This window comes from Streptomyces sp. NPDC107528, from assembly GCF_055639295.1.
The window spans coordinates 118665-143251 of sequence record NZ_JBVKAV010000011.1; the positions used below are offsets into that span (position 1 = coordinate 118665).

At 70.3% G+C, this 24587-nt stretch carries 25 protein-coding genes and 1 pseudogene; 12 read left to right on the top strand and 14 right to left on the bottom strand.

Features of this window, described 5'->3' with window-relative positions; genetic code table 11:
- Positions 1–164 precede the first annotated feature (164 nt).
- From ACZ7L5_RS31905 to ACZ7L5_RS31915, 3 genes and pseudogenes are all read left to right on the top strand, one after another.
- Positions 165–1478, top strand: coding sequence for a helix-turn-helix domain-containing protein (locus tag ACZ7L5_RS31905; RefSeq protein WP_471521065.1), 1314 nt, complete (start codon positions 165–167; stop codon positions 1476–1478).
- Between the two features lie 42 nt (positions 1479–1520).
- A pseudogene (locus ACZ7L5_RS31910) lies at positions 1521–1840 on the top strand (diadenosine tetraphosphate hydrolase); the annotation flags it as partial.
- Between the two features lie 21 nt (positions 1841–1861).
- Positions 1862–2086, top strand: coding sequence for a hypothetical protein (locus ACZ7L5_RS31915; RefSeq protein ID WP_471521550.1), 225 nt, complete (start codon positions 1862–1864; stop codon positions 2084–2086).
- A gap of 151 nt (positions 2087–2237) precedes the next feature.
- On the opposite strand, the gene ACZ7L5_RS31920 is transcribed toward ACZ7L5_RS31915, so the two are convergent.
- Both ACZ7L5_RS31920 and abc-f read right to left on the bottom strand, forming a co-directional pair.
- Positions 2238–3365 carry a hypothetical protein gene (locus ACZ7L5_RS31920; protein WP_471521067.1) on the bottom strand — a complete coding sequence of 376 codons (1128 nt, stop codon included), beginning with the start codon at positions 3363–3365 and terminating at the stop codon, positions 2238–2240.
- A gap of 104 nt (positions 3366–3469) precedes the next feature.
- The gene (gene abc-f / locus ACZ7L5_RS31925; protein ID WP_471521069.1) at positions 3470–5116 is read right to left on the bottom strand and encodes a ribosomal protection-like ABC-F family protein; all 1647 of its coding nucleotides are present in this window, start codon (positions 5114–5116) and stop codon (positions 3470–3472) included.
- 209 nt (positions 5117–5325) lie between these two features.
- Here abc-f and ACZ7L5_RS31930 point away from each other — a divergent pair, with 209 nt between their 5' ends.
- The 4 genes from ACZ7L5_RS31930 (at position 5326) to ACZ7L5_RS31945 (ending at position 9905) form a co-directional block, all read left to right on the top strand.
- Complete coding sequence (locus ACZ7L5_RS31930) at positions 5326–5853, top strand: GrpB family protein (RefSeq protein ID WP_471521071.1); 528 nt, start codon at positions 5326–5328, stop codon at positions 5851–5853.
- 185 nt (positions 5854–6038) lie between these two features.
- Positions 6039–6836 (top strand): ABC transporter ATP-binding protein, encoded by a 798-nt coding sequence (locus ACZ7L5_RS31935; protein WP_471521516.1) that lies wholly within the window; start codon positions 6039–6041, stop codon positions 6834–6836.
- Entirely contained in the window at positions 6833–7828 is a 996-nt protein-coding gene (locus ACZ7L5_RS31940; protein ID WP_471521073.1) for an iron-siderophore ABC transporter substrate-binding protein, read from the top strand. The genes ACZ7L5_RS31935 and ACZ7L5_RS31940 overlap by 4 nt, the downstream gene beginning before the upstream one ends.
- Positions 7829–7832: 4 nt before the next feature.
- Positions 7833–9905 (top strand): iron ABC transporter permease, encoded by a 2073-nt coding sequence (locus ACZ7L5_RS31945; protein WP_471521075.1) that lies wholly within the window; start codon positions 7833–7835, stop codon positions 9903–9905.
- Between the two features lie 195 nt (positions 9906–10100).
- Here the strand turns inward: ACZ7L5_RS31945 and ACZ7L5_RS31950 are convergent, their stop codons facing one another.
- Genes ACZ7L5_RS31950 through ACZ7L5_RS31965 form a run of 4 tightly spaced genes read right to left on the bottom strand, consistent with a single transcriptional unit; the run spans position 10101 to position 14713 of the window.
- Positions 10101–11471, bottom strand: a complete 1371-nt coding sequence (locus ACZ7L5_RS31950; RefSeq protein ID WP_471521077.1) for a GH1 family beta-glucosidase — start codon at positions 11469–11471, stop codon at positions 10101–10103.
- Between the two features lie 59 nt (positions 11472–11530).
- Positions 11531–12370, bottom strand: coding sequence for a carbohydrate ABC transporter permease (locus ACZ7L5_RS31955; RefSeq protein WP_328884600.1), 840 nt, complete (start codon positions 12368–12370; stop codon positions 11531–11533).
- A gap of 25 nt (positions 12371–12395) precedes the next feature.
- Complete coding sequence (locus ACZ7L5_RS31960; protein ID WP_471521079.1) at positions 12396–13391, bottom strand: carbohydrate ABC transporter permease; 996 nt, start codon at positions 13389–13391, stop codon at positions 12396–12398.
- Positions 13392–13396: 5 nt separating this feature from the next.
- A complete protein-coding gene (locus tag ACZ7L5_RS31965) occupies positions 13397–14713 on the bottom strand; it encodes an ABC transporter substrate-binding protein (protein WP_471521081.1) in 1317 nt (438 codons plus the stop codon).
- A 161-nt stretch (positions 14714–14874) separates the two neighbouring features.
- On the opposite strand from ACZ7L5_RS31965, the gene ACZ7L5_RS31970 reads away from it, so the two are divergent.
- Both ACZ7L5_RS31970 and cpt read left to right on the top strand, forming a co-directional pair.
- Complete coding sequence (locus ACZ7L5_RS31970; RefSeq protein ID WP_471521083.1) at positions 14875–16143, top strand: ROK family transcriptional regulator; 1269 nt, start codon at positions 14875–14877, stop codon at positions 16141–16143.
- Positions 16140–16673, top strand: a complete 534-nt coding sequence (gene cpt / locus ACZ7L5_RS31975; RefSeq protein WP_471521085.1) for a chloramphenicol phosphotransferase CPT — start codon at positions 16140–16142, stop codon at positions 16671–16673. The genes ACZ7L5_RS31970 and cpt overlap by 4 nt, the downstream gene beginning before the upstream one ends.
- Positions 16674–16723: 50 nt before the next feature.
- Here the strand turns inward: cpt and ACZ7L5_RS31980 are convergent, their stop codons facing one another.
- Together ACZ7L5_RS31980 and ACZ7L5_RS31985 are read right to left on the bottom strand one after the other, a co-directional pair.
- Positions 16724–17116, bottom strand: coding sequence for a VOC family protein (locus tag ACZ7L5_RS31980; protein ID WP_471521087.1), 393 nt, complete (start codon positions 17114–17116; stop codon positions 16724–16726).
- Positions 17113–17415: an ArsR/SmtB family transcription factor gene (locus ACZ7L5_RS31985; RefSeq protein ID WP_471521088.1), complete on the bottom strand. Its 303-nt coding sequence runs from the start codon at positions 17413–17415 to the stop codon at positions 17113–17115. The genes ACZ7L5_RS31980 and ACZ7L5_RS31985 overlap by 4 nt, the downstream gene beginning before the upstream one ends.
- A gap of 214 nt (positions 17416–17629) precedes the next feature.
- On the opposite strand from ACZ7L5_RS31985, the gene ACZ7L5_RS31990 reads away from it, so the two are divergent.
- A complete protein-coding gene (locus ACZ7L5_RS31990) occupies positions 17630–18070 on the top strand; it encodes an ATP-binding protein (RefSeq protein ID WP_365062339.1) in 441 nt (146 codons plus the stop codon).
- A 59-nt stretch (positions 18071–18129) separates the two neighbouring features.
- Here ACZ7L5_RS31990 and ACZ7L5_RS31995 read toward each other — a convergent pair whose 3' ends face one another.
- The 4 genes from ACZ7L5_RS31995 to ACZ7L5_RS32010 all read right to left on the bottom strand — a co-directional run bounded on the left by ACZ7L5_RS31995 (position 18130) and on the right by ACZ7L5_RS32010 (position 20378).
- Positions 18130–18558, bottom strand: coding sequence for an ATP-binding protein (locus tag ACZ7L5_RS31995; protein WP_471521091.1), 429 nt, complete (start codon positions 18556–18558; stop codon positions 18130–18132).
- Positions 18559–18714: 156 nt separating this feature from the next.
- Positions 18715–19086: a PRC-barrel domain containing protein gene (locus ACZ7L5_RS32000; protein ID WP_471521093.1), complete on the bottom strand. Its 372-nt coding sequence runs from the start codon at positions 19084–19086 to the stop codon at positions 18715–18717.
- A 49-nt stretch (positions 19087–19135) separates the two neighbouring features.
- Positions 19136–19435, bottom strand: a complete 300-nt coding sequence (locus ACZ7L5_RS32005) for a DUF5133 domain-containing protein (RefSeq protein ID WP_471521095.1) — start codon at positions 19433–19435, stop codon at positions 19136–19138.
- A 109-nt stretch (positions 19436–19544) separates the two neighbouring features.
- Complete coding sequence (locus ACZ7L5_RS32010; RefSeq protein WP_471521097.1) at positions 19545–20378, bottom strand: SigB/SigF/SigG family RNA polymerase sigma factor; 834 nt, start codon at positions 20376–20378, stop codon at positions 19545–19547.
- Positions 20379–20704: 326 nt separating this feature from the next.
- Between ACZ7L5_RS32010 and ACZ7L5_RS32015 the strand changes: the two genes are divergently transcribed.
- Positions 20705–21580: an RNA polymerase sigma factor SigF gene (locus tag ACZ7L5_RS32015; protein ID WP_471521099.1), complete on the top strand. Its 876-nt coding sequence runs from the start codon at positions 20705–20707 to the stop codon at positions 21578–21580.
- Positions 21581–22487: 907 nt separating this feature from the next.
- Here the strand turns inward: ACZ7L5_RS32015 and ACZ7L5_RS32020 are convergent.
- Positions 22488–22958, bottom strand: coding sequence for an ATP-binding protein (locus tag ACZ7L5_RS32020; protein ID WP_471521101.1), 471 nt, complete (start codon positions 22956–22958; stop codon positions 22488–22490).
- A gap of 392 nt (positions 22959–23350) precedes the next feature.
- Here ACZ7L5_RS32020 and ACZ7L5_RS32025 point away from each other — a divergent pair, with 392 nt between their 5' ends.
- Positions 23351–23749: an STAS domain-containing protein gene (locus ACZ7L5_RS32025; protein ID WP_471521103.1), complete on the top strand. Its 399-nt coding sequence runs from the start codon at positions 23351–23353 to the stop codon at positions 23747–23749.
- 269 nt (positions 23750–24018) lie between these two features.
- Here the strand turns inward: ACZ7L5_RS32025 and ACZ7L5_RS32030 are convergent, their stop codons facing one another.
- Entirely contained in the window at positions 24019–24498 is a 480-nt protein-coding gene (locus ACZ7L5_RS32030) for a MarR family winged helix-turn-helix transcriptional regulator (RefSeq protein ID WP_328883956.1), read from the bottom strand.
- Positions 24499–24587: the final 89 nt, after the last annotated feature.

Below are 24587 nucleotides of genomic sequence, written 5' to 3' on the forward strand. Positions count from 1 at the left end.
GTGCCGGGAGCGGCGTGCTTGGATGACCTGAGCTTGCCCGGTGATCCGTCCCGGCCGCCACGTCCGTCGGCGATCAGGGAAACCGGAACGGCTGCAATGGATCTGACCTGGAGAAACGTCCATTCCCTGGAATGAGGGAATGGGACAAGGGGGATGGAGGAACGGTGTCGGAAGGCACGGCTGCGACCGATTTCGCGGCGTTTCTGCGGCAGTTGAAGGACCGCTCGGGGCTCAGCTACGGGGTCCTCGGCAAACGGCTGCACATGAGCACCTCGACGCTGCACCGGTACTGCAACGGGGATGCCGTCCCCACCGACTACGCGCCCGTGGAGCGGCTGGCCCGCCTGTGCAAGGCCTCGCCGGAGGAACTGGTGGAGCTGCATCGGCGGTGGGTGCTGGCGGATGCCGTGCGGGGGAGGAAGGGGGCGGCAGCGGCGTCGACCTCCGATGACGGGACGGCCGTCGGGCCCGACCTCGACCAGGCCGGGTCCGAACCCACGCCCGCTCCCGAGCCCACGCCGGGCCCGGCCCCCGCCGACCTTGCCGGTCCCCTCCAGCTCCAGCGCAGCCACCCGGCCCGCCCTCGCCGCCGTACCGCGCTCCTCGCCGGTGTCGCGGTGGCCGCTGTTCTCGGTGCCGCCGCGCTCGCCATGAATCTGCCGTTGGACGGGAGCCGGGGCGACGACGACCGGGGGAGCAGCGTCGGTGCCGCCGCCTCGAAGGACGTGTCTGCCCCGCCCGCCAAGGCCTCGCCGCAGTCGTCGCCGTCCGACTCGCGGAGCGCCAAGCCGGGCGGGACGAACTCCCCGTCCGCCTCCGCAACCCCGACGAAGAACGCGCCCGACGGCGGTGCGGGCGCCGGCGCCAAGACGGACGCCGAGCCACCGCTGACCGTGAACGTCCGCCCGTACAGCTGGGAACACCCCTGCTACCAGCACTACTTGATCGACCGGCCTCCGACGGATATCGGCCCGCCCCCGGTCGAGCAGGACGCGCCGGCCTGGATCGGGGCGAACAAGGCGGTGACGGCCGGGGAACAACTCGTGACGCTGACCGTCCAGGGCACCGGCAAGGAGACGGTCGTGATCGATGGCCTTGACGTTCGCGTGGTCCGCAAGGACACGCCACTGGCCTGGAACGACTACGTGATGGGCGTCGGGTGCGGCGGCAACGTGCCGACACGTCCCTTCACCGTCGCCCTCGACGCCGCACGGCCGGTCGTCGTGGCCGGGGCCGGCCAGCGCGACTTCTCCTTCAAGGTGAGCGAGTCGGACCCGGAGGTCTTCAAGATCACCGCCGATGCCTCGGCGTACGACGTGACCTGGTACCTGGAGCTGACCTGGTCCAGCGGTGGCCGCAAGGGCACGCTGGTCGTCGACGACAACGGCAGGCCGTTCCGGACGAGCGGCAACAACGGGCGACCGGCGTACGAGTTCCCGCTTGGCGGCGAGAAGTGGCTGAAGTCGGCGGAGGGATAGGGGGGCCGCGCGGTGTCGCGGCGGCTTGAATCGGGGTTCGCGGTGACTCGCGATGGGCGGACGGATCGGATCGGGGCCACTCTCCGCGGCGAGAACCCCACAGTGCTGCGGCGACTCGGGTCCGGGTTCGCGGTGATCGGCGACGTCCGGTTTTTGCCGGGCTACTCCGTTCTCCTCGTGGACGAACCCGGTGTTCAACGCCTCTTCGACCTGCCGAAGGCCAAACTGCCGGCGTTTCTCTCCGACATGGACATGCTCGGCGATGGTCGAGCGGGCCTGTCGGCGCATGGACCCCGAATTCCGCCGGGTCAACCTGGAGATCCGGCAATACGGACCCGTTCCTGCAGGCGTTCGTCGCTCCGACGCCGCAGGCCCTCGACGCGGTGAAGCTCGTGCACCCCGGGGTGCAGGAGCAGCCGTGGGTCGGCAAGTCCTACGTCGGCATACCTGAGTACGCGGGACTCGGTAACCGCGTGTCCGCGGAAATCTCCGCCGATATCGCCGGCCGCCGGTCCGTCGACGAGGCCCTGGCCAGGTCACAGATCTTCGCGAGGGACGTGGTCGAGGGGGGTGGGTACAGGGATCAGGGAGGGGAGCGGGGGTCGTGACCGAGGTGGAGGTCAAGGACGTTTACCCCGTGGGAGCCGCCGGCCGTCGGAGCCGTCGGAGACGCCGTAGCCGATAGCGTCGACTGAGCCGGGCTCGCCCATCGGCTCTTTCCTGGGCGGCCCGACCCTCACCCTCCCTCCCGGGTCCGCGTCAGGCTTCGAGGCGTTCCGTGTACGCCTCGGTCGGCGGAGACGGGGTCGGTCTCGTCATGCCCACCGACCAGAACCCGGTGGTGCCGGGGATGGACGTCACGGCATTGAGATACGGCGCCGGCGCCGTGCCGGCCGGGCCCCGGACGGTGGTCCAGGTGCCTCCGTCCCGGCGTAAGTACGTACTGCGGCTCTGGTCCTGGAAGTTCCAGCCCGAGATCCACGCGGCGCGCCCCTGCGCATCGCCCGCGATTCCGGTCAACGAGCCGGCGACGAAGCCCGTTTCCACCCGTGTCCAGGCCGTGCCGTCCCAGTGGCTGAGGGACGGGTTGCCCGGACGGCCCGGCGGCCCGCCGACGCCGAACTCGGTGCCCACCGCCCATACATCGTCGGAACCGGCCGAGTGGAGGTCGGCGATGCTGAGGCGCAGGCCCGCGACCGGGGGCAGTACGGTCCAGGCTCCGTCCCAGCGGGCCACGAGCCCGGTCCATCCGCCCCCGTTCGGCTGGTCGCCGCTCACCCAGACCTCGCCCGGCGAGCGCAGGACCAGCCGGTACAGGTTCACGCTCGCCACGGGCAGCGGGTCCAGCCAGCGCCAGCGTTGCCCGTCCCCGTGCAGCAGACGGGCGGCGCCGCCTCGGCTGCCGCAGATCCACACCTGCCGGTCCGGGCCGACCGCCACCGCGTTCAACCGCACGTCCGGCTCGCCCTGGCCCGGGAACGCGACCTCGCGCCAGGTGGTTCCGTCCCAGCGCAGCAGCGGGCTGCCGGCGCCGGCTGGTTGGCCCACACTCCACGCCGCGGTGGCGCAGACACCGGCGACATCGCTCAACCGCGTGTGGTTCAGATGCGACAGGTCGGTCTTCGTCCACGCGCTGCCGTTCCACTGCATGGCCAGGGCTCGCCCCTGCGACGACCCGCCGCGGGCCTCTTCGCCCACGGCCCAGGCCAGTTGAGGTCCGACGGCGGCGATACGCCGTAGCTGCGCGGCCGGAACGCTGCCGGGTGCCGGCACGGCCTGCCAGTCCTGCGTACGGGGCGTCGTTACGTCGGCCAGGGCCTGGCCCGGGCCGAGCGCGACCCCCGAGAGTGCGCCGATCGCCCCTGCCACAAATCGCCTTCGTCTCACCGCGGTGTCCCTCCAGGCCGATAGGGCGGATAGGAGGGACACCGTGAACCAGCGGGCCTCAGAGGTCTAGATACGGGGATGACAAAGCTCGCCGGGGAGCTCGTTCAGCACCTGCGGCCGGCGTGCAGCTCCAACCGCTCCCCGGTGAACCGCTCGCGGAAGCCGCGGTCGTGCGAGACCGCGACCACCGCTCCCGGGTACGCAGCCAGCGCCGCCTCCATGTCCTCGATCAGGTCGAGCGCGATGTGGTTCGTCGGCTCGTCGAGTACGAGCAGGTCCGCGGGCCGGGTCACCAGGATCGCGATCTGGAGTCGCCGTTGCTGTCCCGCCGACAGCGCGGCCACCGGTACGAGCAGGTCCTCCTCACGGAACAGACCCAGTGCCAGTAGCCGCTCGGCGTACTCCTCCGGCAGCCCGGGCCGCCCTGCCGCGAAGGCGGCGAGCAGCGGGAGCCGTGTGGAGCGCGGGGGCAGTTCCTGCGCGAGGTACCCGATCCGCGCGGGGCGGCGTACCGCGCCTGCGTCCTGCTTCAGGTCTCCCGCCAGGACGCGCAGCAGTGTCGTCTTGCCCGCTCCGTTCTCGCCGGTGACGAGCAGCCGCTGCCCGGGCGCGATCGTCAGCGTCCCGTCCAGCCGCAGCCGCTCCGCGACCATGACGTCGTCGAGTTCGGCGAGCGGGCGCTCGGCGGGATGCCCGCCGCCCGCCGCCGACAGCGCCGCTGTGAACCGCAGCGGTTCCGGGGGCGCCGTGACCGGGTTGCGTCGCAGGTGGGCCAGCCGTTCCCGGGCCGCACGGACCTGCCCGCCGAGCTTCGCCTCGTGCGAGCGGCGGTGCTTGCCGAAGCCCTGACGGGGGTCTTTGCCGGTGCCGGCCAGCCGCTTCCCGGCGGCCTCGACCAGCTCTTCGGTACGGGCCACTTCTTCCAGCCAGTCCGCGTGCTCCTGAGCCGCACGGCGGCGGGCGGCGGCCTTCGCCGTGCGGTATCCGGTCCAGCCGTCGCCGTACCGGTGCACGGTGTACGCGTCCCGGTCGACTTCGAGGATCGTGGTGGCGATGCGTTCGAGGAAGCCGCGGTCGTGGGTGACCGCGACGACGGTGCCGCGGTGTGTGCGCAGATGGTCCTCCAGCCAGCGCACGGCCGTCGCGTCGAGGTGGTTCGTCGGCTCGTCCAGGAGGAGCAGCTCGGGTGCGGCGGCCAGTACGCAGGCGAGCGCGAGCCGTGACTGTTCGCCGCCGGAGAGTGAGCCGAGGGCGCGGTCGCGGGTGATCCCGGCGATCCCGAGCCCGTGCATGGCGGCGTCGACGCGGGCGTCCGCCTCGTATCCGCCGCGTTCCTCGTACGCCATCAGCAGCTCGCCGTACGCAGCGAGTTCGTCCTGTGATGCCTCGCCGAGACTCTCCTCCGCCTCGCGCAGGCGGCGCTCCATGTCGCGCAGTTCGGTCAGGGCGAGGTCCACGGCGTCCTGCACGGTGCAGTCCGGGTCCAGGTCGAGGGTCTGGGTGAGGTGGCCGACGCCACCGGGGAAGCTGACGGTGATCTCCCCGGCATCCGGCCCCTCGGCTTCGGCCAGCAGCCGCAGCAGGGTGGACTTGCCGGAGCCGTTCTCGCCGATGACGGCGGCTTTCTCGCCGGGGCGTACGGTGAAGGACACCTGGTCGAGGACGGTGCGGGTGCCGTAGGACTTGGTGACGTCCTTGACGGACAACTGGGCCACGGCAGTGGGGGCAGCGGTGTGGGCGCGTTCGCGCATGTGACTTTCCCTGGGAATACGAAGTGTCTACGGGCAGCAGAAACGGCGGCATCGGCCGTGCCCGGACTCAGAGAAAGAAGAAGAAGCGCATACCCCCACTGTAGCAAGACGATGCGTATCGTCTCAACTTGAGTTCCGGTGACCTGGGCAAGTACGCCGAGCCGACGTGATCGGGGTGGGGTCGGCGTCGGCGCCGATAGCGTTGTGGTGTGGCTGACCTCGACGAACCGATCCATGTCGTCGCTCCTGATCCGGCCTGGGGAGACCAGGGGCGGACGCTGGTCCACGACATCTCGGCAGCTCTGCGCGGACTGCCCGTGGATGTGGCGCACATCGGTTCAACCGCCGTTCCAGGACTTGAGGCCAAGCCGGTCATCGACGTTCAGGTCGGCTGTCCGGCCGGCAGAACCGAGGGTGCTGTCGCCCGCATCGAGCGGCTGGGCTTTGAGTGGCTGGGGGAGGCCGGCGTCCCCGGGCGGCAGTACCTGCGCCGGCGTTCCGGGCTGCCGGCCAATGTCCATGTGGTCGGGCGGCAGGGGCGATTGTGGGCCGACAACCTCCTCTTCCGGGACTATCTGATCACTCATCCGGACGCGGTGGCCCGATATGCGGCCGCGAAGCGGGAAGCCGCTCGCCGGGCGCCGACTCTGCTGGCGTACTCGGACCTGAAGGCGCAGGTCGTGGCGGAGATCATGAGGGCGGCGCGAGGTGCCGCACCGGGTGGGCGGGGTTCGTAGGGCATGCCGCCCGGACGGTCCTGGCCCCGCCCGGCCGGGATTCGGCCTTTGGCTGATCCTCTTCTTGCGCTCGGGCCCCGCCCACCCCTCACCCATTTGAGTAAGGTTAGGCTAACCTATGCCGCGTGCAAGCAGGTGAAGAGACATCCGCGGCGGTGCGCCCCCGCGGTCATGAGCTGTCGGCCATGGATGTCACCGTGGCCTACGAAGGCGTGGACGTCGTACACGACGCTTCGGTGACGCTGCGGCCGGGTGAAGTGACCGTGCTGGTGGGGCCGAACGGCAGTGGGAAGTCCACGCTGCTGCGGACGATCTCGCGGTTGCAGCGGCCCAGGAGCGCGACGCTCGTCATCGACGGCGCCGACGGACTGGCGCTGACCCCGCGTGAGTTCTCGCGTCGCGTCGCCCTGTTGACGCAGGGGCGCCCCACGCCCAGCGGCCTGACCGTACGGGACGTCGTGGACTTCGGCCGCTACCCGTACCGGGGCCGTTGGGGCAGGGCAGACCCGGGCGGCCCGGCCGCGGTGGAGCGCGCGCTCGTCATGACCGGCGTCGCCGAGCTCGCCGAACGGGGCGCCGAGCATCTCTCCGGCGGACAGCTCCAGCGGGTATGGCTCGCCGGCTGCCTCGCGCAGGAGACCGGCGTGCTGCTCCTCGACGAGCCGACCACCTACCTCGACCTGCGCTACCAGATCGAACTCCTCGACCTGATCCGCGACCTGGCGGACGACCACGGGATCGCCGTGGGCGCCGTCCTGCACGACCTCGACCAGGCCGCGGCCCTCGCCGACCGGATCGTGCTGCTCCACGAGGGGCGGATCGTCGCGGACGGCCCCCCCGAGGACGTACTGACGGCTCGGCGGCTGACCGACATCTACGGCATCCGCATCGAAGTCGACACCGACCCCCTGACGGGCCGGCTGCGCACCCGCGCGATCGGCCGGCACCACACGCGAACCGAAAGGCTCAGCACACCCTCATGAGACGCCTCCTCACGACCGCGGCGGTCGCCACCGCCGCGGCCCTCACCCTGACCGCCTGCGGTACGACCGAGCCCGCCGCCGACAGCAGCGACGCGAAGAAGAAGGCCGGCGAGGCCATCACCCTCACCGACGCCTCCGGCAAGAAGGTCGAACTCGACGGGCCGGCCAAGAAGGTCGTCGGAACCGAGTGGCACGAAGTCGAGCTCCTGGTGTCGCTGGGTGTCGACCCGGCCGGCGTCGCCGACGTCAAGGGCTACAACACCTGGGACACCGCGGTCCCGCTGAAGAACGAGCCCAAGGACATCGGCACCCGCGGCGAGCCCAGCATGGACACCATCGCCGCGCTGGCGCCGGACCTCATCGTCGCCAGCACCGACCTGCCGCCGGCGGCCGTGAAGCAGCTGCGCAAGGTCGCCCCCGTCCTGGAGGTGCGCTCCGCAGACGCCTCCGACCCGATCGGGCAGATGACGGAGAACCTCGACCTCATCGCCAAGGCCACCGGCACCACCGACCAGGCCGAGAAGATCAAGGACGAGTTCGACGCGAAGGTCGCCGAGGGCAAGAAGGCCCTCGCGGACGCCGGCCTCGACGGTGCCGAGTTCGCCTTCGCCGACGGCTACGACATCTCCAACCAGGTTTCCATCAGGCCGTTCACGAGCGGCTCGCTCATCGGCGCGGTCAACGAGGAACTCGGCCTGAAGAACGCCTGGACGGTCAAGGGCGACAAGGACTACGGGCTCGGCACCACTGACGTCGAGGGGCTCACCAAGCTGGGCGACGACGTGCAGTTCGCCTACATCGCCAACGACGGCGACAAGAGCAGCACCCCGTTCACGGCCACCGGCGCCCTGTCCAAGGACAAGGTGTGGACCTCGCAGCCGTTCGTGAAGAAGGGCAACGTCCACCGACTGCCCGACGGTATCTGGATGTTCGGCGGCCAGGAGTCGATGGGGGCGTACATCGACGCCCTCGTCAAGGAGCTGACGAAGTAACACCATGGCCGTCACCGCGACAACTCCCGCCACCCGTCCGCCCGCGGCCCCCGCCACGTCCCGGACCGGTGCGGCCGCGGTGACGGCCGCTCTGGTCCTGCTGGTGGCAGGCCTGGCAGTCGTGGACATCACGCAGGGCACGGCCGCCGTCGGCGCCGGCGAGGTGTTCAAGGCGCTCACCGGCCGGGCCGACCCGGCCGACGCCTCCGTCGTCATCGCGTCCCGGCTGCCGCGCATGGCCGCCGGGCTCCTCGTCGGAGCCCTGCTCGGGATGGCGGGGGCCACCCTCCAGGCGATCAGCCGCAACGTGCTCGCCTCGCCCGACACCCTCGCGGTCAACGCGGGCTCCTACCTGGCGCTCGGGCTGGCCGCCGTCACCGGCGTCTCGCTGCCCCTGCTCGCCTCCTCCGGCGTCGCGTTCGCCGGGGGCCTCGTGGCGGTGTCCGTCGTGCTCGGCCTGTCCGGCCTGGGCGCGGGCACCGTCCGGCTCGTGCTCGCCGGCAGTGCCCTCGCCCTCGGCCTGACCGCCGTGACCGAGGGTCTGCTCCAGCTCTTCCCCCAGGAGACCCAGGGCCTCTACAAGTGGAACCAGGGCAGCATCGCCCAGAGCGGGTTCGACGGCGTGGCCCAGCTCGCACCCCTCGGCGTCGCCGGTCTCCTCGGGCTGCTGCTCGTCGCCCGCAGGGTCGACGCTTTGGCCCTCGGCGACGACGCCGCCCGCGGGCTCGGCGTGCCGGTGCGGGCCACCCGGGTCACGGCGGTCGTGTGCGCGGCGCTGCTCTCCGCGGCGGCCGTCACCCTCGCCGGCCCCATCGGCTTCGTCGGCCTGTGCGCCCCCGCGCTGGTGCGTCCCCTCGCCCGCAGGTTCCGCGGGTTCACCCGGGCACATGCGAGCCTTCCGCTCGCGGGCCTGACCGGGGCGGCACTCGTCCTCGGCTCGGACGTCCTGCTGCGGGCCCTCGTGCCGACGGACCTGGCGGTCGCCGTGCCGACGGGCGTCGTCACCAGCCTCGTCGGTGCCGTGTTCCTGATCGTGATGGCCACACGGCTGAAGGACACGGCCGCGGCCGCCGCACCCGACCGGCTGCGCATCAGAAGCCGGACCGTCTTCGTCACCACCACGGCCGTCCTGGTGGCGGTGCTGGTCGGCGTGATGATCGCCTCGGTGCTGCTCGGGGACAGCAAGCTGCTGCTGGGCGACGTCGTCAACTGGGCGCAGGGCAGGGCGGGTCGGGCCGTGTCGTTCGTACTCGACACCCGGGTGCCCCGGGTTCTCGCGGCGCTCCTCGCGGGCGCGGCACTCGCGCTGGCCGGGACCCTCGTGCAGGCCGTCACGCGCAATCCGCTGGCGGAGCCCGGTGTCCTGGGCGTCTCCGGCGGGGCAGCGCTCGGCGCGGTGCTGCTGGTGACGACCGTGCCGCTGGCCGGCTCGTGGAGTGTGGCCGGGGCGGCGTTCACCGGCGCGGCGGTCAGCTCGATCATCGTCTTCGGGCTCGCCGCGCGGGGCGGGTTCCAGCAGAACCGGCTCGTCCTCGTCGGCATCGGCATGGCCACCGGCTCCACCGCGCTGGTGAGCCTGCTGATCGTCCTCACCGACCCGTTCAACGCGGCGAAGGCCCTCACCTGGCTGTCCGGTTCCACGCACGGGCGCACTCTGCCCGACATCGCACCGCTCGCGGCCGTCCTCGCCCTGGGCGTGGCCGTGGCGGTCCTGCGGCGCGCGGAACTCGACCTCGTGTCCCTCGACGAGGACACCCCGAGGCTGCTCGGGCTCAATCTGGCGCGTGGGCGCCTCGGTTTCCTCCTCCTGAGCGTCCTGCTCGCCGCCACCGCGGTCGCCGCCGCGGGCACGATCGGCTTCGTGGGCCTGGTCGCCCCGCACGCGGCCCGGGCGCTCGTGGGCCGACCGCACGTCCGGGTGATCCCGGTCTCCGTGCTGCTGGGCGCCGCCCTCGTCTGCACCGCGGACCTGCTCGGCCGCACCGTGATCGCACCTGCCCAACTCGGCGCCGGTCTGATGACCGCGGTGATCGGCACGCCGTACTTCCTCCACCTGCTCGTGCGCAGCCGCCGGTAGGAGACCGGCGAACGGTCACCCGCGGGGCGTACGGCGGCCGCGGGGACCGTTCACCGGGCGAGCCATCGACACGACTCCCCGCGATGCCTCCGGCTCAACCGGCGCCGCCCGCCGCGACGTCGGCCGGGTCGGCGCCCAAGTGGTGGTGTGACCACCCCTCGATCTCCCCGTACGACCGAGGGGCCGCCCGGCCCGCTAGGCGGCGTTGCGTGCCCGCTCCGCATACGTCCGGATGATGTCCGCGTACCGGTGGCCGCTGCCCTTGATGGTGCGGACCTGGGTGCGGTAGTCGACATGCACCAGACCGAAGCGCTTGTCGTAGCCGTACGCCCACTCGAAGTTGTCCAGCAGCGACCAGGCGAAGTAGCCGGCCAGCGGGGCGCCCCTGCGGGCGGCGGACGCGCACGCCGCGAGGTGGCCGATCAGGTACTCCTGGCGCTCCGGGTCGTCCACCGTCCCGTCGGGGCGTACGACATCGGGGTAGGCCGAGCCGTTCTCCGTGACGTACAGCTTGCGGGTGCCGTAGTCCTGCGTCAGCCGGAGCAGCAGGCGCTCGATGCCCGATGCGTCGATCTCCCAGTCCATGCCCGTGCGGGGGACGCCGGGACGGCGGATCGTGCGGACGTGCGGAGCCGGTCCGGTGGGGTCGTCGGCGACGGTCGAGGAGAAGTAGTAGTTGAGGCCCAGCCAGTCCAGGGGCTGCGCGATCGTCTCCAAGTCGCCCGGCTGCTCGGGGAGTTCGACGCCGCATGCGGCGGCGTAGACCTCGCGCATGTCCTTCGGGAAGCCACGGCCGTGGACCGGGTCCAGCCACCAGCGGTTGGTGTGCCCGTCCTGGCGCCGGGCCGCCGCGACGTCCTCGGGGCGGTCGGTGGCGGCCTCGACGGCGGACAGGTTGTTGACGATGCCGACCTGGGCGCCCGGTGCCGCCGCCCGGATCGCCTGCGCCGCCAGACCGTGGCCGAGGAGGAGATGGTAGGAGGCGTGGACGGCCGCCGAGAGGTCGGTAAGGCCGGGCGCCATCTTGCCTTCCAGGTGCCCGATCCAGGCGGAGCACAGGGGCTCGTTGAGCGTGGTCCAGTGCTGGACACGGTCACCGAGACGCTCGGCGACGACCGCCGCGTACGAGCCGAAGTGGTGGGCGGTGTCGCGGGCCGGCCAGCCGCCCCGGTCCTGGAGCGCCTGCGGCAGGTCCCAGTGGTAAAGGGTGACGGACGGGGTGATGCCCGCCTCCAGCAGGCCGTCGATCAACGCGTCGTAGAAGTCGAGGCCCTTCGCGTTCGCCGGCCCGTCGCCGCCCGGCACCACACGCGGCCAGGCGATCGACAACCGGTAGGCGTTGGTGCCCAGCCGGCGCATCAGCGCGATGTCCTCGCGCCAGCGGTGGTAGTGGTCGCAGGCGACGTCGCCGTGGTCGTCGTTGTCGATCTTGCCGGGAGTGTGCGAGAACGTGTCCCAGATCGAGGGGGAGCGGCCGTCCTCGGCGACGGCTCCCTCGATCTGGTAGGCCGACGTGGCCGTGCCCCACAGGAAGTCCTCGGGGAGTGCGGCAAGGTCGATGGTCACGGAATTCCTTTCGGAGACAGCAGAGCCGGAGACAACGGAGCCGGACACAGCAGCGTGGGTCACTTGACGGCTCCCGCCGTCAGTCCGGTGACGAGATAGCGCTGCAGAAGCAGGAACCCGGCGACCACGGGCACGCTGACGACCAGCGAGGCGGCCATGATCTGGTTCCAGTACACGTTGTTGAGCGTGGAGTAGCCCTGGAGGCCGACGGCCAGCGTGCGGGTGGTGTCGTTGGTCATCACCGACGCGAACAGCACTTCGCCCCAGGCGGTCATGAAGGCGTACACGGCGACCGCGACGATGCCTGGGATCGCCGCCGGCACGACGACCCGGAACAGCGCCCCGAGCGGCCCGCAGCCGTCCACCATCGCCGCCTCGTCCAGGTCGCGCGGCACCGAGTCGAGGTACCCGATCAGCATCCAGATCGAGAACGGCAGCGAGAAGGTCAGATACGTCAGGATCAGACCGCCGCGCGAGCCGAACAGGGCTATACCGGTGGCGTTGCCGATGTTGACGTAGATCAGGAACAGCGGCAGCAGGAAGAGGATGCCGGGGAACATCTGCGTGGACAGCACGGTGACCGTGAAGACGCGCTTGCCCCGGAAGTTGTGGCGGCTGACCGCGTACGCCGCGAACACCGCGATCACCACCGAGCAGACGGTCGCCGCGCCCGCCACGATCAGCGAGTTCACGAAGTACCGGGCCAGCGGGATCGTCGACCAGATGTCGATGTACGGCCGGATCGTCAGCTCGCTCGGCAGCCAGCGGAACTCCCCGGAGACGTCGGCCAGTGGCTTCAACGAGCTGGAGACCATGACGTAGACCGGCACCAGGACGAACCCGGTGAGCAGGGTGAGGAAGACCCGCCGGGACCAGTAGTAGGACCGCGGCGGAGCCATCGGCGAGCGGGGAGCCCGGGAGGTGCTAGACATCGGCCGTCTTCCTTCCTCGGGAGGTCAGCAGGAGGTAGACGCCCGTCACCACGAGCAGGAACAGCAGCAGCAGGACGGACATGGCGGAACCGGTGCCGAAGTTCCAGGTGACGAACGACGCCTGGTAGATGTGGACCGAGATCAGGTCCGCGGCCTGCGGAGCGGTCCTGCCGAACAGGACGTACGGCGTGTTGAAGTCGTTGAACGTCCACAGGAACAGCACGAGCACCAGGACCTGGTTGACCGGGCGCAGCGAGGGCAGGGTGATCCGGCGGATCTGCTGCCACATGCCGGCCCCGTCGAGGGCTGCGGCCTCGTACTGCTCCTTCGGGATGCTCTGCAGACCGGCCATGACGATGAGGAAGGCGAACGGCCAGCCCTTCCACACCGACACCACGAGCAGCGCGACGAAGCTGTTGTCGCCGATGAGCCAGAAGGACGGCTTGTCGGTGATGCCGAGCTGGTCGTGCAGGACGTGGTTCACCAGCCCGTTGTCGTGCTGGAACATGAACACCCAGGTGATGACCGCCGCGTACACGGGTAGCGCGTACGGCACCAGGAACAGGGCGCGCAGCAGGCCCCGGCCGCGGAAGGTGTCCTGCATGTAGATCGCCGCCGCCGTACCGATCAGCCAGCACAGGCCCACCGACAGCAGGGTGAAGGCGATGGTGACGAAGAACGAGTGCAGCAGCGCCTCGCCCACGGGGGCGTCGAAGTCCACCGACACCTCGTAGTTGGACAGCCCCGTCCAGGGCGCGGTGCCCCAGTCGCGGATGTAGAACTGCGTGAGCTCCTTGAAGCTCATCACGATGCCGATCACCATCGGCACCAGATGGACCAGCAGTTCGAGGATCAGGGCCGGCAGGAGCAGCAGATACGGCAGTGCGATACGGCGGATCCGCCCGGGGCGGCGGAAGCGGGGCGTTTGCTCCGCCGACCCGGACGAACTCTTGTGCGGGGCCGCCTCTGCGGGAGCAGCGGTCGTCATCGTGCTCACTTCGTCGGCATCTGCTGCTGGGCCTTCTCGAGCGCCGCCTTCACCGAGTCGGTGGTGACCGGACGCCCGGCGGCCGCGTCGGCGAACAGGTCCTTCACGGCCGTACCGACGGCTGTCTCGAACTGGGACTCGTCGGCGACCTGCGGCATCGCGACGGCGCTCTGGGCGAGGGTGTCCTTCAGGACGGCGTTGGCCCCGGCGTTGAAGGAGGCGTCCGACTGGGCGCCCTTCACAGGCGGGATCGAGCTGAACGCGGTGTTCAGGACCTTCTGTTCCTCGTCGCTGGTCATGAACTTCACGAACTTCTTGGCGCCGTCGACGTTGTCGGTGTTCTTGAACACGGCGAGGTTGATGCCGGCCACGATGGAGTTGACCTGCTTGTCGGTCCCGGGACTGCCGGACTGCACCGGAACGGGGGCGACACCGTAGGAGTCCGCGCTCATGCCCTGGGACTCGAGGTTGGCGGACGCGCTCTGCCACAGCAGCATCGCGGTCTTGCCCTTGGCGAAGTCGCTGACCGACTGGTTCTGGGCGTACTCGGCGTTGCCCGGCGCGATGACCTTGTCCTTGGCCATCAGGTCGACGTACTGCTTGATCGCGTCGACCGCACCGTCATTGGCGAAGTCGGGCTTGCCGTCGGCGGTGAAGAAGTCGGCACCGTGCTGCTTGGCGAAGACGAAGACGTGGTGGATGTTCTCCGACGGGTTCGACCCTTCGGTGCCCAGGCCCCACTTGCCGTCCCCCGACAGCTTCTTGCCCGCGGCGACGAGGTCGTCCCAGGTGGCCGGGGGCTTGGCTATGCCCGCGTCGGCGAACAGCTTCTTGTTGTAGTAGAGCGCGTACGCCATCGAGTACAGCGGTACGGCCGCCGGGTCCTGGCCCTGCGCGCCGGTCGATCCGAGCGCGGAGTCGACGAAGCGGTCCTTGCCGCCGATCGCGGTGAAGTTCTTCTCGTCCCACGGCAGCAGCGCGCCGGTCGCCTGGAGGGAGGCGCTCCAGGTGTTGCCGATGTTCAGGACGTCGGGGCCCTGGCCCGAGGTGGTGGCGGTGAGGATCCGGTTCAGCAGGTCCGACCAGGGGATGACCTCCAGTTTCACCTCGATCCCGGTCTGCTTCTTGAACTTGTCGAGCTCGGGCTGGAGGACCTTCTTGTCGACCTCGATGCTGGCGCCCTGGTTGGAGGCCCAATAGGTGAGCGTCTTCGGTGAGTCGTTGGACCCGCCGCCCGTCGACGAGCCGCCACCGCAGGCGGTCACGGCGGTCAGCAGGGAAACGGTGACGGCACCGACGGCCGCGGCTCGGATTCTGCGCATGGCTCAGGTGTCCCTTTCCGGAGGGATACCCAACGCGAGCGTTCACTTCCCGAACGCCGCTCATGGGTTAATTTAGAGCGTGATTTAAGACCCGAAGGAAGGGCGCGTCAAGAGATCCCGCGGCGGTATGTTGCTGTTCGGGCGCGTCGGAAGGGACCCACATGGCAGGGCGGAGCGGGCGGACAGTGCGTGACCTGCGACGGGGCAATCGCACCGTCGTACTGCAACGGTTGTATTTCGACGGCCCGTTGAGCCGCTTCGAACTGGCCCCGGCCACCGGGCTGAGTGGCGGTTCCATCAGCAACGTCGTCGCGGAACTCGTCGCCGACGGCCTCGTCGAGGAGGCCGGAACCGTCGAGTCCGACGGCGGCCGTCCCCGCACCCTGCTGCGCGTCGCCCCCGCGGGCGGCCACATGATCGGCGTCGACGTCGGCGAGACCCGCGTACGCGTTGAGCTCTTCGACCTCACCCTCACCGAACTCGCCCGCACCGAGCGGCCGCTGGAGCGCCAGGGCTACGACGTCGAGGTCATCGTCGGGCACATCCGCGACGGCGTCACCGAGGTTCTCGCCGAGACGGGCATCGCCCCCGGACAACTCCTCGGCGTGGGCATCGGAGTCCCCGGCATCGTCGCCCGCACCCCTGAACAGGGCGCCGTGGTCCATGGCCAGACGATCGGCTGGGACGCCGTACCGCTCGAATCGCTGCTCCGCTCGACGTGCGAACTCCCCGACTCCGTCCCGTACTTCATCGACAACGGCGCCCGGACCCTCGGCCAGGCCGAGATGTGGTTCGGCGCCGGCCGCGGTGCCCGCAGCGCGGTGGTCGTCCTCTTCGGCTCCGGCGTCGGCGCCTGTCTCGTCACACAGGAGGTGGAGCAGGGCCGGTCCGTCGAGTGGGGGCACCTGACCGTACGGGTCAGGGGGCGCCGCTGCCGCTGCGGCGCCCTCGGCTGCCTGGACGCGTACGCGGGCGCGGAGGCCCTCCTCGACCGCTGGCGGGAGGAGGGCGGCCACCCGCCGGAGGGCACCGACGAGGAGACCGCACTGACGGCGATGCTCGCCGCGGCTCACCCCGCCGAGGGCACCGAGGCCGACCCGGTGGCCCTCGCCGTCCTCGACGAGGCCGCCGAGTACCTGGGCGCCGGCCTGTCCGACCTGATCAACCTCTTCCAGCCCGAACGCATCCTCATCGGCGGCTGGGCGGCACTCCGGCTGGGCCCCCGTATCCTGCCCGCCGTGTGCCGCTACGCCACCGCCTACGCCCTGCGCCATCCCGCGGAACGCGTCTCCATCGACCTCGGTGGCCTCGGCCCGGACGCGGTCACGGTCGGCGCGGCGATCCTGCCCCTCGCGGAGTTCTTCGCCGGGGGCGGACAACGGGAAATTCCAGCGGGGCAGGGTGGGAAGCGCTCTAGTGTGGCGCGGTGACTACTCAGGTGATCGTGCTGAACGGCGGTTCGAGCTCCGGGAAGTCCGGGATCGTACGGTGTCTGCAGGCCGTACTGCCGGATCCGTGGCTGGCGTTCGGGGTCGACTCGTTCGTCGCCGCCCTGCCGGCGAGGATGCAGGGGGCGGACGGGGGGATCACGTTCGCGCCGGACGGCGGGGTGAGCGTCGGGGCGGAATTCCGGGCGTTGGACGCGGCCTGGATCGAGGGGATCGCTGCAATGGCCCACGCGGGCGCGAGGGTCATCGTCGACGACGTCTTCCTCGGCGGGGCAGGGTCCCAGCAGCGGTGGCAGAAGGCGCTGGGCGATCTGGCCGTGCTGTGGGTCGGCGTCAGGTGCGACAGCGTGGTTGCCGCGGGCCGTGAGGTCGCACGCGGAGACCGGGTCCAGGGGATGGCCGCGCTCCAGGCGCAGGTGGTTCACGACGGGGTCGGCTATGACCTGGAGGTGGACACGACGCACGCCGAGTCCCTGGTGTGCGCGCAAACCATCGCCGCGCGGGTCGGCTGACGGAGGCCAACTCCTCGGCGCCGGGCCGAGGCCCCTGCGCGGTTCGCCGCCTACCGCGGCTCCGTGGCGATCTGGATCAGGTTGCCGCAGGTGTCGTCGAGGACCGCGGTGGTGACGGGACCCATGTCCAGGGGTTCCTGGGTGAAACGGACGCCGAGGTTGCGCAAGCGGTCGTACTCCGCCTGGACGTCGTCGACGGCGAACTGAGCGAGGGGAATGCCGTCCTGGACCAGGGCGTCGCGGTAGGTCTTCACGGCCGGGTGGCCGGCGGGCTCCAGGAGCAGTTCGGTGCCACCCGGCTCGTCGGGGGAGACGACGGTCAGCCAGCGGTCCTTCTCGCCCACCGGGACGTCATGCTTCTTCACGAAGCCGAGGATCTCGGTGTAGAAGTGCTCGGCCTTGGCCTGGTCGTCGACGAAGACGCTGGTCAGGTGGATCTTCATGGGGTGCTCTCCTCGGGTCCGGATGGGTCGTGCACGAGCCATCGCTCGGTGATCTGCCGCAGCGGGGCCGTGTTCAGGTCATGGAACTTGTAGCGGCCCTCCCGCCTGGTCTCGACGAGCCCGGCGGCCTCCAGCACGGCCAGGTGCTGGGAGACCCCCTGACGCGAGATGCCGAGCTGATGCTTCATGCTCAGCCGCGCACAGATCTCGAACAGTGTCTGCCCGGACTTCTCCGTCAGCTCGTCGAGAATCGTGCGGCGGGTGGGGTCGGCCAAGGCTTTGAAAAGGTCGTCGGCCACGACCACAGCATAGGCAAGTCGTTGCTTGCCTATCAAGTCGGGATGGGTCGCGTCCTGAACCGGCGTGGCATGCCCCTGTGACCTCCCTCTTCCGCGATGTCCCGCAGGCTCCTAACGTTCCGGACGCGTAGCCGCGCTCAGCCTGGGAACCAGCAGCGGTGAAAGCTGTACGACGAAGTCACGCGGCCGACGGCAGCGGGCCGAAGAAGGTGTGATGGCGACCGAATCGCGTGGGGGCGGGAAGAAACCGCCGTCCGAAGAGATCGAGGACTGGGAGGCAGGGTTTGACGGGGGATTTGGTGATGTGACGAGAGCCCGCCTCAGCGCGGAGGAGTTCCTGACCACGCTCGCGCGGTCGGTCGCGCCGACGACGCCCGAGTACCGGGACGACATCCTGCTCGTCGTCAGCGAGCTGGCGGCCAATGCGATCCAGTACGCACCCGGGCCGCTGCGGCTGGTGATGCGCAGGACGTTCGACGGGGTGCACGTGACGTTCAGCGACACGAGCACCACGCCACCGGAGCCACGCCCGTTCCACCCCGGCAACGGCACCGGCGGCGGTATCGGCTGGTACCTGATCCACACGCTGTGCGACCAGGTCAGTGTGGTGGTGCGGGACGACGGCAAGGACGTGCACGCGTTCCTGCCCTGGTGAGGGGCGCCCGCCTCGGCGGGCGGACTCTCAGCCCCTCACGGACCTCAGCCCGGCACGCCTCACGCCAGGGGCACAAGCACACTGACCGTCTTGCCGCCCTCGCGGCGGCGTTCGATGTGGATCTCGCGGGTGAGGCGGATGATCAGCGGCCACCCGTACCCGCTGCCCTCGTGGACGAGCGGCAGCGTGCCGGGCCCGTAGGCCGCGGAGGGCACGGTGTCGCTGTAGTCGTGCACGCTCAGGCTCACGGCATCGGGCAGCAGGGCCACCTCGAACCCCGCGAGACCGCCGCCATGCCGGATCGCGTTGGTGACCAGTTCGGAGACCACCAGCAGGAGATCCGTGACGGCTCGCTCACTCGCCGGGTCGGACGGCGCACGCCATGCCTCCGCCACGACCGACCGTACGTAGCTCCGCGCCGCCGCGCTGGTGATCGGGACCGGCCTGGCAGGCACGGTCCCGACGTCCCCGGCCGGACGGCGTTCCATCGGCTTCACGGCTGCTCGTACGCTGCCGGTGGAATGCTCGTCACTCCCTGAGCATCACAGGCGCGCACCAAGAAGACTACGGCTCCCGTCACTTCACCATTCCTCGCACGTCGTTGTCTCCGCTCCTCGTCGTCCGACCGTGTTCCTGGCGCTCTGCTACCCGGGCTCTCCCGAATCATGGGGCAACGTGGCGTAGTACGCACCGACGGCGGACAGGTACTCGGGATCGAGCGTCTCGCGGTCCGTCCTGAAACGGGGAGCCGCCTTGGCCTCCTCACGGGTACACCCCACAGTGACCAGCCGGGCCCTCATGTCGATGCCGGTGATCATCCCCGCGGGGATCAGCAGACTCCTGCCGAAAACCCATGTGCCCGTGTCGACGATCAGGTGGCGCAGGGGAGTGTCGTCGGCCTGGCGGTCCACATGGCCGACGACGCCGTCGGCCGCCTCGACCTTGAACCCCGTGAGCGTCCGTCCCTCCTGGTGACCGCTCCCGGGACGGTACGACCAGATTCTGTCGATGCTCACATCGCCGCCCTCTCCTCTGCCGCTCCGGGTGGTGTCCCACTTGGGCATGTCAGCCGACCACCGCCGGCCCCTGCGCCGCCGAAGGCTCGTCGACTGCCAGGCCCGCCGCGGGCACGCGTCGCTTCACCTGTACCGCGACGGGTTCGTGTGCGGCGGCGAGCAGGCGACGGGCGACCTTCAGGGCCTGTCCCACCTCGCGGGTGCCGGTCGACACGCACAGCGTGTAGGCCAGGTCCTGCGTGCGCACGTCACGCCGACCGGTGCCGGCCTCGACGTCGCCGTCGTGGGCCACCAGCGCCTCGTACTCCTCGACGAGTCTGCGCAGCATCGCCGGATGGGGCATCAGCATGAGTATCCGCTCCTGGATGAAGTGATGGGGGATGGAAGGCACCGGGAACCGGGGCCGGCCGTGCGTCGCACGCACGGCCGGCACGCGGTCCGGTCACGGCCGCCGTGGGCTACGGCTGGTTCCCCCGGTCGAGTGCCTCTTCCCGCACCTGCGCGCAGCACCGGCTGATGAGGCGGGAGACATGCATCTGGGAGATCCCCAGCTGCTCGGCGATACGGCTCTGCGTCATGTCCTCGAAGAACCGCATGTACAGGATGGCGCGCTCCCGTTCGGGCAGCCGCCGCAGTCCCTCCTTCGCCGCCTCACGGTCTATGACGACGTCGTACGCCTCCTCGTCGCTGCCGATGGTGTCGGCGAGGCTGAAGCCGTCGTCGCTCGAGGACATCTCGGCGTCGAGGGACAGGGTGCTGAAGCTGTCCAACGCCTCCAGCCCCGCGTTGACCTCCTCCTCGGTCAGCCCCGCACGGGCGGCGATCTCGGCGACCGAGGGGGTGGAGCCGCCCGAGGCCGTGATGAGGTCGCGGCGTGCGATCCGTACCTTGTTGCGCAGCTCCTGGACGCGACGGGGAACCCGCAGGGCCCACATCCGGTCGCGGAAGTGCCGCTTGATCTCGCCCGTGATGGTGGGCACTGCGTAGCTCTCGAAGGCTCCTCGTCCCGGCTCGAACCGGTCTATCGCCTTCACCAGCCCGAGGGCCGCGACCTGGCGCAGATCGTCCAGCGACTCACCGCGGTTGCGGAAGCGGCCGGCGATGCGGTGGGCCATGGGCAGCCACGCCCGGGCCAGTTCGTCGCGTACGGCCTCGCGCTCGGGCCCTTCGGGCAGAGCGGCCAGCCGGGTGAAGTCGGCCGCGGTGTCGGGGGCGTCGTCGTGGACGCGTCCGCCGGCCACGCGGGGACGGGCAGAGTTGTCGGAACCATGTGCGGACGTTTCAACCAGCATGAGGAACAGCTCCCGAACGACGTTCTCAGGGAATCTCCGTGGGAAACGGTGCAGAGGGCTCGAAGGCCCTGGAGCGGTCACGCCTGTCGCACCGTGGCGCCTCTTGTCCGAAGCACGAAAATCCGCATGCCCCGCAACTCCCCACGCAAACGAGCGAACGTAGAAGAGCCGTCCGATGAGGAGGTGGCCGGATCGACCGGTCTCAAGGGCGACTTCACGCCAGTACTCATCTCCGTGCCGCGATCCGTACGACACAAGAGGAGTGAGTTGCTCGATCTCGGGCACGCGGGGAAACGACAGCAGGTTCCGGCGATCGGGAGGACAGCATGGCAGCCGTGACGGTGGCGCAGGCAACGGCCACGGCACAGGAGACGGTCACGACGCAGGGGGCGGCGCTGCCTCGGGTCGAGGATCCGACGAGGGTGAGCCCTCAGGACGCACGTGGGTTGTCGCGTCAGTTCTTCGACCGACTGGTCATGCTGGAAGAGGGCACGCACGAACACCAATACGTGCGTAACACGCTGATCGAGATGAACCTCTCGCTGGTGCGGTACGCGGCTTCGCGGTTCCGCACGCGGGGGGACTCGTTGGAGGACGTGGTCCAGGTCGGGACCATCGGGCTGATCAAGGCCATCGACCGCTTCGAGGTCGCGCGGGAGGTCGAGTTCACGACGTTCGCGGTCCCGTACATCGTTGGCGAGATCAAGCGGTTCTTCCGTGACACGAGCTGGGCCGTTCATGTGCCGCGCCGGTTGCAGGAGGCGCGCGCGGAGTTGGCGAAGGCGACGGAGGAACTGAGTTCCCGTCTGGGCCGCGTACCGACCACCCGCGAACTCTCGGAGCTGATGTCCCTCTCCGAGGAAGAGGTGATCGAGGCCCGCAAGGCCTCCAACGGCTACCAGTCCGCCTCCCTCGACGCGGCCGTCACGTCCGACTCCGAGAACGGCGAGTCCGTTCTGGCCGACCTCCTCGGCGAGGAGGATCCCTCGCTGGAACTCGTCGAGGACTTCCACTCGTTGGCACCCCTGATCGCGGGGCTGGACGAGCGGGAGCGCCGGATCATCCATCTGCGCTTCGTCGAGGAACTCACCCAGGCGCAGATCGCCGAACAGATCGGCGTCTCCCAGATGCACGTCTCGCGCCTCATCAGCCGCATCATCAAGCAACTGCGCGCGGGCTTGTTGGAGCCCGGGGTGGCCTGACCCGAAGCACCCCGGCACCCCGAGCCGACCTCGCCGGCCGACGCCCACCTGGGCGTCGGCCGGTTCGCCTGAGTGGCACCAGCGGGGCCGGCCTGTCGGCCCTCGGCCTGTCGGCCCTCGGCCTGTCGGCCCTCGGCCTGTCGGCCCTCGGCCTGTCGGCTAGGGTGCCCCGGCCGGGGTGCCACGGTGTTTGCACGCTTGCCCATCGGTCTGTCCGGCGCCCCACCGGTCTTCTGGCGCTGACCGATTGGACTGTCCCGTCGGCCCACTGAACCATCCGCGTCGGTGTCCGGCCAGTCGCGTCGCTAGGCCAGCCCCTCCAGGGCGGCTCTACATCCGCGCCCGACCGATCCGGTCGGTAGCCGACCTGCCGGCGTCGGGCCCTGATGCCCCGGTCCCGGCCGCGCTGACCCACCGGCCCCTCTGTGCCGGTCACTGGCCTCGCCCGCTGACCCGCCGGCGCCACGACTCCGGCGCCTATGGCCCCCGTCCCGTCCCGTTGGCCTGCTGGCCCTCCGTGCCCCCGGCCACCGGTCCCTCCTTGAACCACGGCCTCGAACCACGGCCTCCTGACGCTGGCGGCCACCGGCCCGTCCCCGTAGTCCGTCGGCCTTTCCACCCGCTGGCCCCCGGCCCCGCCCGCTGGCGCACCGGGTCCCATGGCCACTGCCGGTCACTGGCTCGTCCCGTTGCCCGTCGGGGTCTCCGCGCCGTCCAACCGGCCAGTCCCCTCGGGCCACCGCGCGGAAACAATGGTCTGGCTGGCCCGTCCCGTCCGCACCCAGCCCAGCCCAGTCCGCGTCGGCCCCGGCCAGTTCCGTAGGCAGCGGCAGCCTCTCCGCTCCGGCCCATCATCCGCGGCCCGTTCGCTCAGGCCGGCAAGCCGACCCGCCCTGACCCGCCCCCGTCAGGCCCTGTTGGCCCACTCCGGGCACTCCGTCGGTAGCCGCAGCACCGCGGTGACGCGCTTGCCGCCCGTCGGGAGGTCGGAGACCAGCACCGTGCGGGACAGCCTGCAGACGATGGGCCAGCCGCGGCCTCCGCAGCGGTGGCGGCCCTGGCGGTCGATCGGGTCGAGGGCGACCGGCCGGCGACGCTCACGGTCGCTGACGGACAGATACAGGTCCTCGCCGACGACCTCGACATCGAAGCCGGTGACGCCGCCGCCGTGCAGCATCGCGTTGGTCGTCAGCTCCGACGCCACCAGCAGCGCGTCAGAGAGGGTGTCCGGCTCGCAGGCGGCACCGCGTGCGAGCGACTGTTCGGACAGGACCTGCCGCACAGCGCCGCGCGCCTCCGCCGGACTCCGCGGCCCCCGGCGCGCACGGCCCGCGCCCGTTGAGGTCTTGGTGACACCGGTCCGGTACTGCTCACTCATCCTTACGCTCCCTGAAGAGGCGAGGAGGCCCGAGTTCCTTTCCCTCCTCCACATCGTGTGATGTCTCTCTAATCGCGTGACCCGTCGACCGCCCGCCAAACCGCCCGCCTGGGCCTTGCACGCAAAAGCAGTCAGAAGGAGCCGCCGGAAGCGTGACGGCGTACCGCTCGCTCGCACGTGCCCCGTGTGCTGGGGAGATTCGGGGGTAGGCGGCCGAACGCATCGACAGACGGTCAACACGCGTGCAGCACAGGAGCGTCATGCCCGAAACCGCCTGCGACGGGCCCGTGAGAGGCGCGATCGGCCGGTTGCGGGGAATTCTTCGCTCCTCGATGCATTGAATTCGTCCGTCGGGGCACCCGTCACGATCGCCAACGCCTGTGGAGGTACTTGTGTCCGTTGCCCAGAATCCCTTGTCGATCAAGGTGGAAGTGCCCCGCGAGGATGCCGTGCTGCTCACGGTCGAGGGCGACCTGGACATGGATACAGCGACTGAGCTGCAGCACCATCTCGCGAACCAGCTGCACCATGGCCGACGGAACTTCATCCTGGACATCGCCGGCGTCCCCTTCATGGACTCGTCCGGCATGAACATCGTCCTGCGGGCTTATCAGGAGGTACGGGAGATTCCGGGGGGTGTGTATGTGATCTCCCCGACGCCCGCCGTCCGGCGGATCATGGATCTCACCGGTGTCAGCATCACCGTCCCGATCGTGGGGAGTGTCGAGGAGGCACTCGCCACCGCGGACGCGGGGCCCGAGTCAGAGCCTCCAGCCACCGCGGTGGAGTGATGACCGCTTCGGACTGAAGACCGCTGCCCGAAGAGGCAGTTCATCGATCGCGAGCCGCACCCGCATGCCCAACAGTTGCCGTTTGACAACTATGGTCATGAGGCAACAGAGTGAGCGAGTCAAGCGTGGGAGGGGTGGGGAACGTGCCGGTCAGCAACGACGACGGCCCGCGTCGCCGGGTGGCGGCACGTATCCAGCCCTGTCCTGGCGCCGCACTGGGGCGTCGGCGGGATTCAGGCACTCCTGATGTCTCAGACACTCCTGAAGTCTCAGGCGCTCCTGACGTCGGAGGCCTCGTCGCCTTCGTGGATTTCCGCGGACGCCGCGGCGCAGAACGCCTCCAGGCCCTCCAGCAGGGCGGTCCGCTTGGTGGCGGGCATCTGCTCCAGCACCGACTGCAGCGCGGCTTCGCGTCGCGCGCGCAGCTCGGTCAGAAAGGTCCGTCCGCGACGGCTCAGATGCAGCCGCAGCTCGCGGCGGCTGGAGGCGCTGGGTGCCCGCTCGACGAAGCCGACCGCCTGCAGGCGGTCGCACAGCCGGCTGGTCGACGGCGGTGTGGAGCCGAGGGCCTCGGCGAGCATGCGCAGGTTGATGCCGTCGCTGTGCTCCAGGATGAACAGCACGCGGATCTGGGAGGCGGACACCGGCGCCGTCGAGGCCCGGCCCCACAAGACCTCCAGCAACTCGGCGGCCTCGGAGGTCACACGCGCCACCTCGTCCGGCCGCGGTTGCGAGTAGGAGGAAGTCACGCTGCCACTCTTTCAGGCTTCAAGGGCACTGTCAGCCCACCGGTTCGGACAATACGTGCAGAACACTAGATACGGACAAGAAGGACCGA